The organism is Streptomyces sp. GL_148 (genome assembly GCF_057834205.1).
On sequence record NZ_CM174396.1, the window covers coordinates 5933770 to 5947668 of the forward strand.

Consider the following 13899-nt stretch of genomic DNA (forward strand, 5'->3'; position numbering starts at 1 on the left):
AACAAGTCGTGTGCGAGGGATTGACGGTCTTGCTGACAGGCAGTCTCATAAGAGGTGACCGCCGGTAACTCGACGACGAGGTGTCCGAAGCCATGACCACCGTGACCGAACGAGCCGAGCTCCGCGACGCCCTCGGCCTGCTCAAGGACCGCGAGCAGATCGCCGAGCGGCTGCTCGAATCCTCGGCGAAGCACTCCTTCGACCCGGACCGGGAACTCGACTGGGACGCCCCGCCCATCGACGGCAAGTACTACTGGCCGCCCGAGCTGCTCTCCCTCTTCGACACGCCGCTCTGGAAGAAGATGGGCGAGGAGCAGCGCATCGAACTCTCCCGCCACGAGGCGGCGGCGCTCGGCTCGCTCGGCATCTGGTTCGAGATCATCCTGATGCAGCTCCTGGTCCGGCACATCTACGACAAGTCCCTGACCAGCAATCACGTCCGGTACGCGCTCACCGAGATCGCCGACGAGTGCCGCCACTCGATGATGTTCGCCCGCATGATCAAGACGGGCGGCGCCCCCGAGTACCCGGTCTCCCGCGCCAACCACAACCTCGCCCGCGTCCTGAAGACCGTCTCCACCACCCCGGGCTCCTTCGCCTGCACCCTCCTCGGCGAGGAGGTCCTCGACTGGATGCAGCGCCTGACCTTCCCCGACGAGCGCGTCCAGCCCCTCGTGCGCGGAGTCACCCGCATCCACGTCATCGAAGAGGCGCGCCACGTCCGCTACGCCCGCGAGGAACTGCGCCGCCAGATGCTCACCGCCCCGCGCTGGGAGCAGGAACTCACCCGCGTGAGCTGCGGCCAGGCCGCCCGCGTCTTCTCGCAGGCCTTCGTGAACCCCCAGGTCTACGACAACATCGGCCTCGACCGGCGCGAGGCGCTCGCCCAGGTCAAGGCGAGCGGCCACCGCCGGGAGGTCATGCAGACCGGAGCCAAGCGGCTCACCGACTTCCTGGACGACATAGGCGTGATGCGCGGAGTCGGCCGGCGGCTCTGGAAGAGCTCGGGCCTCCTCGCCTGAACACCTCTCACCCGAACACCCCTCACCCCAGGGCCGCGGGGTGCGGCTACCCTGCGGACATGACAGCCGTACGGGCGTACCGCAGGTTGAGCGTCGAGGAGCGCCGGGCCCAGCTCCTCGACGCGGCCCTGACGTTGTTCGCACACCGGGCGCCGGAGGAGGTCTCGCTGGACGACGTGGCCGAGGCCGCCGGAGTCTCGCGCCCCCTCGTCTACCGCTACTTCCCCGGCGGGAAGCAGCAGCTCTACGAGGCCGCCCTGCGCTCGGCCGCCGACGTGCTGCGGCTCTGCTTCGCCGAACCCCAGGCCGGCCCCCTGACCCAGCGGCTCTCCCGGGCCCTGGACCGGTACCTGGCCTTCGTCGACGAACACGACGCAGGTTTCTCCGCCCTCCTCCAGGGCGGCAGCGTGGTCGAAACCTCCCGCACCACCGCCACCGTCGACGGCATCCGCCGGGCGGCCGCCGAGGCCATCCTCTTCCACCTCGGCGTGCCGGCCCCGGGCCCGCGCCTGCGCATGATGGTGCGCACGTGGATCACGGCGGTCGAGGCCGCCTCGCTGATCTGGATCGACGAGGGCAAACAGCCGGAGATCGACTCGCTCCGGGACTGGCTGGTGGACCAGTTCATCGCCCTGCTCACGGCCACGGCCGCCACCGACCCGGAGACGGCCGCGGCGGCCCGGGCCGCCCTCGCGCTCGAATCGGCGGACGGTCCGGTGGGGGTGCTGGCCCGCCGGGTGATCCCCGTGGTCTCCGAGGCGGCCCACCTCCTGTGAGACTGGAACGGTGAGAAGCCAACCCACCCCCTTCGAGGGCGGCCCGATGGACGGCCGGACCCTCCCGATCCTCCTCGGCCCGACCGGCCATCCGTCGAAGTGGTACGAGATCCCGGTCCCCGCCCCGGACGGCGGCGCCCCCACGGTGCTGCTCTACGAGCGGGTCCCCGCGGGGTACTCCAAGCGCCTGGGCCTCCAGAGGGGCTGGAAGTACGTCTACGCCCCCGGCGGCCAGAAGCCGAAGCTCCGCTGGCCCTGGACGAGGCCCACCCCGCCCGGCCCGGCCGCGCCGGGGGAGTGACGGCGGGGCCCCGCCGGGCCCGGCGGTGTGATGGCTGGGGCATCACCTCACGGCAGCCGGGCCTCGACCAGGGTCAGTACGGCCTCCGCCCCGCCCGCCCCACCCTCGGCGTCCGCCGCCTGCCGGAACACCAGCCCGGCCCCGATGACCTCCGCCTGTCCCACCGCGATCGTCAGCCCCAGCCCGTGCCCCTTGCTCCCGCCCCCGGTACGGAACCGCTGGGGCCCGTGGGACACGAGGTACTCGGGATAGCCGTCACCGTGGTCCCGTACGGTCACCACCGGCCCGTCCACCGTCACCACCACCGGCGCCCGCCCGTGCTTGTGGGCATTGGCGACCAGGTTCCCCAGCACCCGTTCCAGACGCCGCCGGTCCGTCTCCACGTGCGCGTCCCGCACCACGACCACCTCGGTGTCCGTCCCCGACGCCCGCACCACCCGCCGCGCGAGACGCCCGAGCTGGTGCAGGTCCGTCTCCACCACCTCGCTGCCCGAGTCGAGCCGGGAGATCTCCAGCAGGTCCTCCGTCAGCTGCCGCATCGTGAGGACCCGCTCCTGCACCAGCTCCGTCGCCCGTCCCTCCGGCAGCAGCTCCGACGCCGCCTGCAGACCGGTCAGCGGGGTGCGCAGCTCGTGCGCGACGTCCGCCGTGAACCGCTGCTCCCGCTGGAGCTTCGTCTGCAGGCTGCCCGCCATCGTGTCCAGGGCACCCGCCACCGTCGCCACCTCGTCCTGGTGCCGCGAGGGATCCTTCGTTCGCGGGTCCCCGACCCGTGCGTCCAGGTCGCCCTGGGTGATCCGGCGGGCCACCGTCGCCGTCTGGTGCAGCCGCCGCGTCACCCGGGTCACGGCGATGGCCCCCACCAGCAGCGTCCCGCCGATGGCCAGGACCGACGATCCGATGATCGCGTTGTCCAGCCCGCTGATCGTCCGCGCGCTCTGCCCGTAGTCGACGGCGGCGGCCAGCGCCTTCCCGTCGGCGGGGGCCGCCGCCCACATCAGTGGCCGGCCCTCGTAGTCGGCCACGAGTGTTCCGCGCTGCCCGGACAGGGCCAGCGCGCGCAGCCCTTCCGGCAGCCCGGCCGGATCCACCCCGGACCCGGGTGGCAGCACCTCGCCCGCCTCGTAGGCGCGCGAGGCGTCGCTCAGCTTGCCGAGCGCCTTCTCCCGGGCCGTCGCGACGGTCTGCCGGGTCACTTCCACGTGCACCAGCACGCCCAGCACCGCCGCGAGCGAGCAGCACATCACCACGATGAAACAGGCCGACTTCCAGGTCAGCGTGGCCGTCCACGCGGGCGGCCGGAGCCTCACGAGGAGGCTCCCGAGCCGGGGGCCTGACTGGGGTTCGCGTGGTGCCCGGGTGCCCGTACGACCTGTTCCCACGTCGGCAGCATCGATCGCTGCGTCGGGTCCCAGGACCAGGTGGTGTTCACCTCGTAGCCTGCGTTGCCGCTGGGGACGCGCAGGATCACGTCCCGTCCGGCGAGCTCCACGCTGATGACGGTGTCGGTGGTGGCCATGATCCGGTTGAGCCGGCCCTGGGCGTCCGCCGTGTACACGCGGACGGACATCTGCTGCTCGGGGTACTCGATGCCGACGATCAGCTCGTCCTTGCCGTTGCCGGTGAGGTCCCGGTAGTACGGCGTCAGCACCGGGCACTTCTTCGGATCGGCCCCGTCCGCCCCGCACTCCTTGATCGCGGCGAGGGTCTGCGGAGGCATCCCGTCGGGACCGGTCTGCACGTTCGGGTGGGCCCGCAGCTCGGCCTGCACCAGGGCCGCCGGGTCGATCCCGTGCACGTTCTGGTCCAGGACGGGCGCGATCCCGGGTACGTACTCGGGCGGCGCGCCCCCCCGGATCGGCGGGCGGTACGACGGCTCCCGCGCGCCCCGGCCACAGATGTACGGGCCCGCTCGCGGTCGGGGTCGCCCCGGCGCCGGCCAGCCCGCCGGTGTCACCGCAGGCGCTGGCCAACGGCAGCAGCAGGGCGGCCAGCAGGGCGACCCGGGCGACCCGGACGACCCGGACGGGCCGGCTCCGGCGCGGGTGTCCGGGACCGTGGGAGGGAGCGGATCGGGATCCGATCACCCGTCGACCCTCCTCTCCCATGAGCATGTGCCTGTCCACAGTAGGCAGAGCCGCATCGTTTCTGCCCGTGCGCTCGGGGCCGGAGGGCCGCGGTGCGACGGGGCGAGGAGACGAGGAGGCGGGCGCCTACGCTTCCGTACGCCCGCGGCGCAGCATCGCGAAGCCCAGCCCGGCGGCGCCGATCGCCGCGATCCCGCCGCCCGCGGCGAGCAGCAGCATGCCGTCACCGGGACCGTCGGCCAGGGTGTTCAGCCCCAGCGCCTCGACGGTCCCCGCACCCGCGCGCGGAGCCGCGACGGCGGGCACGACCTGGCCGTCACGGCCGTCACGACTCGCCGTCTTGTGGCCGGCGGCGCTCCCGCTGCCGGGGAAGCCCCCGAAGTCCTCCGTACCGCTACCGCTCCCGCTCCCGCTCCCGGCCCCGGCCCAGGAACTGAGCCGGCCGTCGGACCGCAGCGCGAGGTGCATCTCCCCGGCGTCGCCGAAGCCGGTGCTGCCGTCACGGCTGGTCAGGGTGGCGGCCGTGGAGCCGTCGGGGTTCAGGACCTCGGCCTGATAGGCCCCCTTGGCCACGCGGTACACCTTCGCGGTGGAGACGCCGTCCGCGAGCGACAGGGTCTTGACCAGGGTCCGCGGGGCGGTCGCGCCCTGCGCGGAGGAAGCCGACGGCACCCCGTCGGCGAGCGCGGCCGCCGCGGGGAACACCAGCAGGGTGCCGGCAGCACCCACAGCCACGGCGGCGGCGCGAACGAGAGTGCGGCGGCTGCGGCTCACGGTGTTCACGGGACGTCCTTCGGTGCAGGTCAGGACCTGGGCTGTCCAGGTGGGATAAACGTATGCACCGGCCGTTGCGGTAACCCGTTGCTTCTGTAACAGCCATGCCTCAGGGACCCGGCGGAGTCGTTACACGCCACGGGCCCACGGCACGCGCCGCGGCCCGACCCCACCGGGGGATTGCCGCGGGGCGCCCGGGCTGCTCCCATGGACGGCGGGGGTGAGGACGATGGCTTCGAGGGGACTGAAGGTACTGCCGAGCGGCCGGCCCGGCCGCGGCCGGCTGTACGTGAACCTGCCCGACGGCAGGGCCGTGGCCTGGTACGACCGGCGGGCCAACCGGATCAGCGTGCTGGCGGACGAGCGCCGGGAGGAGATCCTGACGGCGTTACGCCCCTACCTCACCGGAACCGTCGCCATCGGCCCGCCACCCGTCCCCACGGCCGGGGACCTGCTCCGCCTGTCCCTCCCGCCCGACGAGGACCTGGCCCCGAACCGCCCGGGGGAGGCGCAGCTCGGCGCCCTCACGTACGGCACCGCGGGCACCCGCGCCCGGCACCGGCTGCGCCAGGAGCTCACGGTGCGGCAGCGGATGGGCGACGTACTGGACGCCCTGGCGGAGTCGGAGGACTGGCAAGTCCTGCACTCGATCCACGCCATCGCGGATCACCTGCTCATCGGCCCGCCGGGCGTCTTCTGCATCCGCACGGTCCAGGGCCGCCGCCAGCGCGCGGTGATCGGCAACCTCCTCCTCACGGTGGGCCGCACCGACCCCACCCCGGACCCCCGCGAAGCCCGCCGAGCGGCGGCGCACGCGACGCGCGCCCTCTCCCACCCGGTGACCCCGGTCCTGGCGGTGGTCGACGCGACCCGCCTGGAGGTCACCCCCACCCTCCGAGACGTCCGCGTCCTCACCCCGACCACCACATCAACCTTCCTGACGAACCACCCCACCACCCTCAAACCCGGAGACGTAGAAGCCCTCTTCACCACAGCCAGAGACCGCCGAACCTGGCACTAGCGAGTCCTTTCCACCCGTCCGGCGCTTGAGGCCCGCGGCGCGGGGGCACTTCAGCCGTCCCGGCGCTTGAGGCCCGGGGCGCGGGGCCATTCCAGCCGTCCGGCGTTTTGAGGCCCGGGGGTGCGGGGCCATCAGCCGTCCGGCGTTTGAGGACCGGGGTCTGGGGCGGAGCCCCAGGGGGTCGGGGCGCAGCCCGATACGCCTCCAGCCCGTCCGGCGTTTGAGGACCGCGCTTCCGGGCAGCGCCCGGTGGCATCCCCAGCCCCGCCGGCGTTTGAGGCGCGGGTCCGGGCTGGCCCGGGGAACGGTGGAAGGGCGGGTAGGGGACTTCGCCCCGCAGGGCCCACGGCCCTCAAGCGGAGCTCCGCTTGCGCGGCGTCACCGCCTTCTTCGCGGCACCCCGGGCAGGCTTCGCGTCGACGCCCTTGGCAGCCGAAGCCGTCTTCTTCACAGCGGCCGTAGCGGCCTTCTTCTTCGCACCGGCCGAAGCCGTCGACTTCTTCGCCGCACCGGCCCCGCCACCACCACCCGCCGCCGACGCCGTCGACTTCTTCCCACCCACCGCCTTCGGCGACACCGCCCCCGCCCCCACTCTCTTCCGCCGAATCGGCGTAACCTCCGCCGCAACCCCCTCCGCCTCCGGCGACACCGCCCCCGCCCGAGAAGCCTTCGCCGCCCGCACGCTGTTCTCCAACGCCGCCATCAGGTCGATGACCTGCCCACCCGAACCCTCCGCCGGCGGCCCCGGCGCCACAACCGTCTCCCCACCCGCCTTCGCCGCGACCATCGCCTCGACCGCCTCTTGGTAGTCGTCGCGCAGCGAGTCCATCTCCACCTCCCCCAACGTCGCCATCAGCGCATCCGCGAGGTCCAGCTCGGCCTCCCGCACCGACACCGCACCCTCGGGCGCCACCCCCTCGGGAACCCGGATCTCGTCCGGCCACAGCAGCCCGTGCATCGCGATCACGTCGTCGACGACCCGCAGCATGCCCAGCCGCTCCCGCCCCCGCAGCGCGTACTTCGCGATGGCGACCTTCCGGCTCCGCTTCAGCGCCTCCCGCAGCAGCGTGTACGGCTTGGCCGCCGTAGCCCCGCTCGCCGCGAGGTAATACGCCGAGTCCATCTGCAACGGATCGATCTGATCGGCAGGAACGAAAGAAACGATCTCAATCGTCTTGGCCGTGGCGATCGGCAGCTGTGCCAGGTCCTCATCCGTGATCGGAATGATCGACCCGTCCGCCTCCTCGTACCCCTTGCCGATCTCGGCGCTCGACACCTCCTCCCCGTCCAGCTCGCAGACCTTGCGGTAGCGGACGCGCCCGCCGTCGCTGACATGGATCTGACGGAAGGAGATCGAGTGGCTCTCGGTGGCGTTCACGAGCTTGATCGGAATGCTGACCAAGCCGAAGGAGATCGCCCCGTTCCATATGGATCGCACGGTTCCTCCTGTTTCGTGGCAGTCTCATCGTATGACGCCGATCACCCTGGTGGAGGGCCGTCGCATTTCGCTCAGCAACCTCGACAAGGTCCTCTACCCGGAGACCGGCTTCACCAAGGGCGAGGTCCTCCACTACTACGCCACGGTCGCGGGCCCCCTGCTCGCCCACATCCACGACCGCCCGGTGTCCTTCCTGCGCTATCCCGACGGCCCGGACGGGCAGCTCTTCTTCACGAAGAACCCGCCGCCCGGTACCCCCGCCTGGGTGAAGACCACCCCCGTGCCCCGCTCGGAGGACCTCCGGGCCGAACAGGTGGTCGTCGCGGACCTGCCCACCCTCATGTGGGCCGCCAACCTCGTCGTCGAGTTCCACACCCCCCAGTGGCCGGCCGGCGCCCCCGCCCTCGCCGACCGGCTGGTCCTGGACCTCGATCCGGGGCCCCCCGCCACCGTCGTCGAATGCTCCGCCGCCGCCCTCTGGCTCCGGGACCGCCTCACGGCCGACGGCCTCCACGCCTGCGCCAAAACCTCCGGCTCCAAGGGCCTCCACCTGGCGGTACCCCTCGAACCGACCCCCTCCGAGCACGTGTCGGCGTACGCGAAGGCCCTCGCCCAGGCGGCCGAGCGCGAGCTCCCCGACCTCGTCGTGCACCGGATGGCCAAGGCGCTGCGCCCCGGGAAGGTCTTCGTCGACCACAGCCAGAACGCCGCCGCCAAGACCACGGCGGCCCCCTACACCCTGCGTGCCCGCACCCTGCCCACCGTCTCCACCCCCGTCTCCTGGGCGGAGGTCGAGGCCTGTCGGACCCCCTCCGACCTGGTCTTCCTCGCCGACGACCTCGCCCCCCGGCTGGCCCGCGACGGAGACCTCTTCGCGCCGCTCCTCGACCCGTCGCTGGCCGGACGGCTCCCGTGATCACCGTCGCGCTCGCCGCCGCCGTACGCTCCCTGCCGCGCGCGCCCGGTCTCGCGTACGAGCCCAAGTTCGACGGCCATCGCCTCGTCATCATCCGCACCGTCGACGGGGTGACCCTCCAGGCCCGCTCCGGCCGCATCGTCACCGCGGCCTTCCCCGACCTCGCGGCGGCCGCGCACCACCTGCCCGCCGGGACGGTGCTCGACGGGGAGGTGGTGGTCTGGCACGCGGGCCACACCGACTTCGCGCTCGTACAGCGCCGGGCGGCCGCCGCCTCGGCCGCCCGGGCCGCCGTGCTGGCCCAGACGCTGCCGGCCTCGTACGCGGCCTTCGACGTACTGGAACTCGCCGGGCTGGACCTGCGCTCCCGGCCCTACGAACGCCGGCGCACCCTCCTCGTGGACCTCCTCCTGCCCCTGGGCCCACCGCTCCAGCCGGTCCCCATGACCACGGACCCGGAGCTGGCGGAGACCTGGTACGAGACCCTGCCCGCCAGCGGCATCGAGGGCCTGGTCGTCAAACGGATGGACCAGCCCTACCCCGCCGGCCGGCGCGGCTGGCAAAAGCTCCGCCACACCAACGTCCGCGACGCGGCGGTGGTCGGCTACACGGGCACCGCCCGCCGCCCGCTCGCCCTCGTCCTGGTCCTGCCGGTCGGAGACGAGACCCCGCTGGTGTCGAGCCCCCTGACGGCATCCCTACGGGCCGAGGTGGCGGCGGCACTGGCCGCCCGGGGCGCCGCCACGGGCGACACGGCCACCCCGACGGGCACGGCCACCCCGACGGGCACGGCCACCCCGACGGGCACGGCCACATCCACGGCGACGGCCGTCGGGCTCGGCGAGGTCCCCTTCCACCCCTTGGACCCCCCGCTGACGGCCGAGGTCCGCCACACCTCCACCCGCCACCCGCCACCGGAGGTACTGCGCCTGCGCACAGACCTGTGACCCGTGGCGGGGCACGCCACGGGTCAGGAATCGCAGGGGGCCGGCGAGCGGTGGTGCTCAGCGGATCAGTCGTGCGCACCGCGCCCGGAATTGGGCGGAGAACCGGGCTGCGGGTGCGGGCCCGGCCCTTCGACCTGCTGGTGTTCCGCTTCCCGCCGGGCCCGGACCTCCTCCGGATGGAGCGAGGTGGTGGAGCCGAAGTTCCCGTACCCCTGCATCTCGTGCGGACGCAGGCCGCTCTCGGGGAAATCCACGTAGTCCCGCTCCTCCCGCACCTCGTGCACCGCACCGCCGTCGGGCAGGTGCGGCTGGCTCTCGGGAGTGGGGGGTGCCGGTTCGTTGGCGCGGACCCGCTGCCCCAGCTTGAAGCCGCCGAGCAGCACGCCGACCACGACGAGCCCGACAACCAGGAACCACGCGATGTCGGTCAGGGTGCTGTCCAACGCGAGGAACGTCAGAGTCGTGTCCATACCTCTCACCTTCCCGCATTTCAGTCATTTCCACCCGACCAGTACCGCCGATCGCGGCAGCCCCTTCGGGCGACTGCCCCCGGCGAAGACCCGCTACCCCCTGAGTGGCCCGTCGGCATCCCGCACCCCGCGCACCTCCCGGCCCCCGAGCACCGCGAGGATCTCCGCACAGATGGCCAGCGCCGTCTCCGCCGGGGTCTGCCCACCCAGATCCAGGCCGATCGGCCCGTGCACCGTCCGCAGCCGCTCCTCGCTCACCCCGGCCGCGAGCAGCCCCTCGCGGCGCCGCGCGGTGGTCTTGCGGGAGCCGAGCGCGCCGACGTACGGAATCCCGAGCGCGAGCGCGGTCCGCAGCGTGGGCACGTCGAATTCCGGATCATGGCTCAGCATCGCCAGACAGCCGGCGTCCCGCCGCGCTCCGAGCAGCTTCTCGGCCTCGATGACGTCGGTGACGACACTCACCTCCCACCCGAGCAGCCGGGCCTGGGCCTCGATGACCTCGGCCAGCTCCCCGCCCCCGCCGATCACCACGTACGGAGCCGACGGGTACGCCTCCACGAGCACCAGCCCGGACCCCGCGTACAACGCGTCCCGCCCCGGCCGCCGGGTCCTCAGCAGCTCCCCGGCCCGCCGCTCGGCGTCACCGGACGGCTGATCGGCCCCCCGCACCACGACGCTGACGGCCTGATCCGCCCGTTCGTTCAGCTGGGTCACGAGCGCGACCCCGACCCCCTGCCCGAGCAGCTCCCACCACTCACCGGGAATCGAGCTCAGCGGCTGCAACAGCACCTCGGCCTGCCCGCCACACGTCAGCTTGGCCTGGGCGGCCTCCCCAGCCCCCACGGAAACCTCACACACCCGCGCGGTCTCCCCACCCCCGATGGCGGCGGCCTCCGCCACCAACTCGGCATCGAACACCCCCCGGTACAGGGCCCCGACACACTCCCCGCGCGCATCCACGAGCACGGCCCCGGCCGGATCCCGGGGCCCGAACCCCTGCTCGGTCACGGGCCGCGCCAGAAACCCGACCCGCCCCTCGGCCACCCACCGCTGCGCCGTCTCCACCAAGTCACGCATTCCGCGCCGCCCCATCCTCACCGTCAGAGCACGCCACAAAGCCTCAAAACCCAAAGTGGCCTCAACTCCAACCTACGCACGCCCACCCCCGCCCCCCACCCCCCAAAACCCACAGACCCACCCCCACATCCTTCGTACGGACCACCGGAACCTCACGGTCGCCACGACCAGCGAGGCTTCGGACCCCGGTGGACGGTTCCGCCTTCCAGGGGCAGAGGTTTCGGGCAGCATGGGCGGGATCAGCGCCCCGTGCCACCGCAAGGAGTCGTAGTGAGTGACCGGCCCTTACCCACCCTGCGCGACCTGGTTCTAGGCCGCCTCGCCAGTTCCACACTGACACCCGCGGCGCGGGACCTCGTAGCCGAGTTGCTGCCCGAGGTACGGGTGAGGAGCGCCGGACGGTCCGGGCCCGTGTACCTGAGGTCGATCTCGGCGGCCGGCTGGCGCGGCATCGGACCGGCCGCGGCGCTGGAACTGACACCGGGCCCCGGCCTCACCGTGGTCGCCGGCCGGAACGGCTCGGGGAAGTCGAGCTTCGCCGAGGCCGCCGAGATGGTGCTGACCGGGGACAACTTCCGGTGGCAGGACCGCACTCAGGTCTGGAAGCAGGGCTGGCGCAACCTCCACGACCCCTCCGCCCCCCAGGTCTCGGTCCAGCTCTGCCCGGACGGCGAGAGCATTCCGCTGACCGTGCGCAGGAGCTGGCACGGGGACGGACTGGAGGACTCCCGGACGGTCGTGCACCAGCCCGGTATGCCCGAACAGGACCCGCGCGAGGTCATCGACGCCGAGGACCTGTCCCTCTACCGGCCGTTCCTCTCGTACAGCGAGCTCGGCGCGATGATCAACGGGCGGATGAGCGCCCTGCATGACGCGCTCGCGCAGATCCTCGGTCTGGACATGCTCAGCGACGCCGACAACGAAGCCCGCGCCCGAGCCAAGGTTCTCACCGACACGGTCACCCGCGCCGGTGACCTGATCCGCGCCGTGACCGCCGAACTGGCCGAGTCGGACGACCCGCGGGCCGCCGAGGCCGTGGCGGCGCTCAGTGGACGGACTCCGGACCTCGACCGGCTACGCGCCCTGCTCAAGGGCCAGGTCGCGACGGACGGCACCGAGCTGGCTCGCCTGCACCGCCTCGCGGGTCTGGAAGGCCCCGACCCGCGCGAAGTGGCGGGCGCGGTCGCCCGGTTGCGGGAGGCCGCCGCAGCTGCCGAGGACGCGCGGTTCGGCGCCGCCGAGGATGCCCGGCAACTGATCGGACTGCTGGAGCGCGCGCTGGATCACCGGCGCCGCCACCCGCAGTCCGAGGACTGTCCCGTATGCGGTGCCGAGAGCCGCCTCGACGAGGTCTGGGCCGTGCGGGCCCGGGAACAGGTCGAACGGCTCCAGCGGGAGGCGGCCGCGGCGCAGAACGCGCGAGAGGCGCTGGCGGCCGGGGTGCGGGCCGTGTGTGACCTCGTACAGCCTGTTCCGGGCTGGCTGCAGGGGGCCGACTCGCCGCTCGCCCTCCTCTGGTCCGAGTGGACGGCTTGCCGGGACACCGCGGACCCGCGCGAACTCGCGGACCGGGTCGAGCGCGTGGCGGCCACCCTGGCGGACGCCTGCCGCCAGTTGAGCGAGGAGGCCGCGCACCGGATCGCGGAGCAGGACGGCCGATGGCAGCCCCTTGCCCTGCGCCTCGCCGAGTGCCTGCGTGACGCCGAGGCCGCGGAGGCGGCCCGGCCGCTGATCAAGCAGATCAAGGACGGCCGCGCGTGGCTGAAGAAGGTCACCGGCGAACTGCGCGAGGAACGGCTCCGGCCCTTCGCCGAGCAGTCGCAGACCATCTGGAACCTCCTGTGCGAACGCAGCAGCGTCTCGCTCGGCTCGATCAGCCTCGCGGGCACCGCCAACCAGCGGAAGGTGGTGCTCGACGCCTCCGTGGACACCATCGACGCGCCTGCCTTCGGCGTGATGAGCCAGGGCGAGCTCCATTCGCTCGCCCTCTCGCTGTTCCTCCCGCGTGCCACACATCCCGGCAGTCCCTTCGGCTTCCTGGTGATCGACGATCCGGTGCAGTCCATGGACCCGGAGAAGGTCGAAGGGCTCGCCCGCGTCCTCCAACTCTGCTCCCGGACCCGTCAAGTGGTGGTCTTCACGCACGACACCCGCCTCCAGCAGGCCATCCGTCAGCTGCGCGTCCCCGCGACGATCATGCAGGTCTCCCGTCAGACCGACTCCGTCGTACGGGTTACCCGGACCGATGACCCGGTCTCGCTCGCGCTCGGCGAAGCCCGGGCCGTGGCCGCTGACCGCAATGTGCCGCAGGACGTCGCCGATCGAGTGCTGCCCCAGATGTGCCGGGGAGCCCTGGAAGCGGCCTACCTGGAACTCGCCCGGCGCCGACTGCGCGGCGACGGCCACAGCCACGACGAAGTCGAGGCTCGCATCAGCAGGACGCACAAGCTGACCGAGTTGGCCGCACTCGCCTTCTACGACAGCGGGATGGCGCCGGCCGAGGTGCTCGCCGCGGTGGCCCAGGACCACGGCCCCTGGGCACGCACCCTGATCGAACGGTGCAACGCGGGTGCCCACCAGGCTCCCGCCCGGCCCGGCGCCAACGGGGACCTGGTCCGGGAAACCGAGCGGCTCGCCAGGGCGGTGCAGCGCCGGTGACCCAGCCCGTCCGCGACCTCGTCGCCGCCGCCGGCCAACTCCTCACGCCACCGCCCGGAACCCTGCCCGCACTCACGCCCGGCCTGCGCGCCCGCGCCGCGGCAGCCCTGCTGCGGCTGGCGCTGGACGAGGCCATGGACGACTTCTGGCGGAGCACCAGCCCCGGCATGGTCCACAGCCGGGGCCGCACCAAAGCCCTGTGCTTGGAGTGGTACGCGAGCCCTTCGGTGGCGCGCCAGTGGTACGTCGTCTGGTCGGCCCTCAGTGCGGCCTGCCACCACCACACCTACGAGCTCCCGCCCACGCCGGCCGAGGTCAGGGCCTGGCACGCGGACGTCACGGAGCTCCTGCAGGCCATGCCCTCAGGTACGGCCCCCGTCAGGCCTTGACCGCGCTACGAAAGGAATCGCAC

14 protein-coding genes are annotated in these 13899 nt (G+C 72.8%); 8 read left to right on the forward strand and 6 right to left on the reverse strand.

Annotated features, from left to right (window positions below; genetic code table 11):
- Positions 1-92: 92 nt before the first annotated feature.
- From AC3IYI_RS27370 to AC3IYI_RS27380, 3 genes are read left to right on the forward strand one after another with little or no spacing between them, the layout of a single operon-like run.
- On the forward strand, positions 93-1022 hold the full coding sequence (locus tag AC3IYI_RS27370) for an AurF N-oxygenase family protein (protein WP_489406221.1): 930 nt from the start codon (positions 93-95) through the stop codon (positions 1020-1022).
- Between the two features lie 59 nt (positions 1023-1081).
- Positions 1082-1798 (forward strand): TetR/AcrR family transcriptional regulator, encoded by a 717-nt coding sequence (locus AC3IYI_RS27375; RefSeq protein WP_385369286.1) that lies wholly within the window; start codon positions 1082-1084, stop codon positions 1796-1798.
- Positions 1799-1808: 10 nt separating this feature from the next.
- Positions 1809-2099 (forward strand): hypothetical protein, encoded by a 291-nt coding sequence (locus tag AC3IYI_RS27380; RefSeq protein WP_489406222.1) that lies wholly within the window; start codon positions 1809-1811, stop codon positions 2097-2099.
- Between the two features lie 47 nt (positions 2100-2146).
- On the opposite strand, the gene AC3IYI_RS27385 is transcribed toward AC3IYI_RS27380, so the two are convergent.
- From AC3IYI_RS27385 to AC3IYI_RS27395, 3 genes are all read right to left on the reverse strand, one after another.
- On the reverse strand, positions 2147-3409 hold the full coding sequence (locus AC3IYI_RS27385; protein ID WP_489406223.1) for a histidine kinase dimerization/phospho-acceptor domain-containing protein: 1263 nt from the start codon (positions 3407-3409) through the stop codon (positions 2147-2149).
- A complete protein-coding gene (locus AC3IYI_RS27390) occupies positions 3406-3897 on the reverse strand; it encodes a hypothetical protein (RefSeq protein WP_489406224.1) in 492 nt (163 codons plus the stop codon). Before AC3IYI_RS27390 ends, AC3IYI_RS27385 begins: the two co-directional genes overlap by 4 nt.
- A gap of 415 nt (positions 3898-4312) precedes the next feature.
- Positions 4313-4969, reverse strand: coding sequence for a hypothetical protein (locus AC3IYI_RS27395; RefSeq protein ID WP_489406225.1), 657 nt, complete (start codon positions 4967-4969; stop codon positions 4313-4315).
- Positions 4970-5189: 220 nt separating this feature from the next.
- Here AC3IYI_RS27395 and AC3IYI_RS27400 point away from each other — a divergent pair, with 220 nt between their 5' ends.
- Positions 5190-5981 carry a nuclease-related domain-containing protein gene (locus AC3IYI_RS27400; RefSeq protein ID WP_489406226.1) on the forward strand — a complete coding sequence of 264 codons (792 nt, stop codon included), beginning with the start codon at positions 5190-5192 and terminating at the stop codon, positions 5979-5981.
- Positions 5982-6333: 352 nt separating this feature from the next.
- Here the strand turns inward: AC3IYI_RS27400 and ku are convergent, their stop codons facing one another.
- Entirely contained in the window at positions 6334-7419 is a 1086-nt protein-coding gene (ku, locus tag AC3IYI_RS27405; protein ID WP_489406227.1) for a non-homologous end joining protein Ku, read from the reverse strand.
- A gap of 31 nt (positions 7420-7450) precedes the next feature.
- Here ku and ligD point away from each other — a divergent pair, with 31 nt between their 5' ends.
- Together ligD and AC3IYI_RS27415 are read left to right on the forward strand one after the other, a co-directional pair.
- Positions 7451-8335, forward strand: coding sequence for a non-homologous end-joining DNA ligase (gene ligD, locus AC3IYI_RS27410; protein ID WP_489406228.1), 885 nt, complete (start codon positions 7451-7453; stop codon positions 8333-8335).
- Entirely contained in the window at positions 8335-9282 is a 948-nt protein-coding gene (locus tag AC3IYI_RS27415; protein ID WP_489411686.1) for an ATP-dependent DNA ligase, read from the forward strand. Before ligD ends, AC3IYI_RS27415 begins: the two co-directional genes overlap by 1 nt.
- Before the next feature lie 65 nt (positions 9283-9347).
- Here the strand turns inward: AC3IYI_RS27415 and AC3IYI_RS27420 are convergent, their stop codons facing one another.
- Together AC3IYI_RS27420 and AC3IYI_RS27425 are read right to left on the reverse strand one after the other, a co-directional pair.
- Positions 9348-9752, reverse strand: coding sequence for a DUF6479 family protein (locus AC3IYI_RS27420; RefSeq protein ID WP_489406229.1), 405 nt, complete (start codon positions 9750-9752; stop codon positions 9348-9350).
- 93 nt (positions 9753-9845) lie between these two features.
- Positions 9846-10829: an XdhC family protein gene (locus tag AC3IYI_RS27425; RefSeq protein ID WP_489406230.1), complete on the reverse strand. Its 984-nt coding sequence runs from the start codon at positions 10827-10829 to the stop codon at positions 9846-9848.
- Between the two features lie 270 nt (positions 10830-11099).
- Here AC3IYI_RS27425 and AC3IYI_RS27430 point away from each other — a divergent pair, with 270 nt between their 5' ends.
- Together AC3IYI_RS27430 and AC3IYI_RS27435 are read left to right on the forward strand one after the other, a co-directional pair.
- Positions 11100-13487 carry an AAA family ATPase gene (locus tag AC3IYI_RS27430; RefSeq protein WP_489406231.1) on the forward strand — a complete coding sequence of 796 codons (2388 nt, stop codon included), beginning with the start codon at positions 11100-11102 and terminating at the stop codon, positions 13485-13487.
- The gene (locus AC3IYI_RS27435) at positions 13484-13876 is read left to right on the forward strand and encodes a hypothetical protein (RefSeq protein WP_489406232.1); all 393 of its coding nucleotides are present in this window, start codon (positions 13484-13486) and stop codon (positions 13874-13876) included. The genes AC3IYI_RS27430 and AC3IYI_RS27435 overlap by 4 nt, the downstream gene beginning before the upstream one ends.
- The last annotated feature ends 23 nt before the right edge of the window (positions 13877-13899 follow it).

What these genes read in the sequence shown, in the direction of transcription:
- AC3IYI_RS27425 (WP_489406230.1), bottom strand. Translation starts at nt 10,829, where the DNA reads ATGCGTGACTTGGTGGAGACGGCGCAGCGGTGGGTGGCCGAGGGGCGG.
- AC3IYI_RS27400 (WP_489406226.1), top strand. Translation starts at nt 5,190, where the DNA reads ATGGCTTCGAGGGGACTGAAGGTACTGCCGAGCGGCCGGCCCGGCCGC.
- AC3IYI_RS27420 (WP_489406229.1), bottom strand. Translation starts at nt 9,752, where the DNA reads ATGGACACGACTCTGACGTTCCTCGCGTTGGACAGCACCCTGACCGAC.
- AC3IYI_RS27370 (WP_489406221.1), top strand. Translation starts at nt 93, where the DNA reads ATGACCACCGTGACCGAACGAGCCGAGCTCCGCGACGCCCTCGGCCTG.
- ligD (WP_489406228.1), top strand. Translation starts at nt 7,451, where the DNA reads ATGACGCCGATCACCCTGGTGGAGGGCCGTCGCATTTCGCTCAGCAAC.
- AC3IYI_RS27375 (WP_385369286.1), top strand. Translation starts at nt 1,082, where the DNA reads ATGACAGCCGTACGGGCGTACCGCAGGTTGAGCGTCGAGGAGCGCCGG.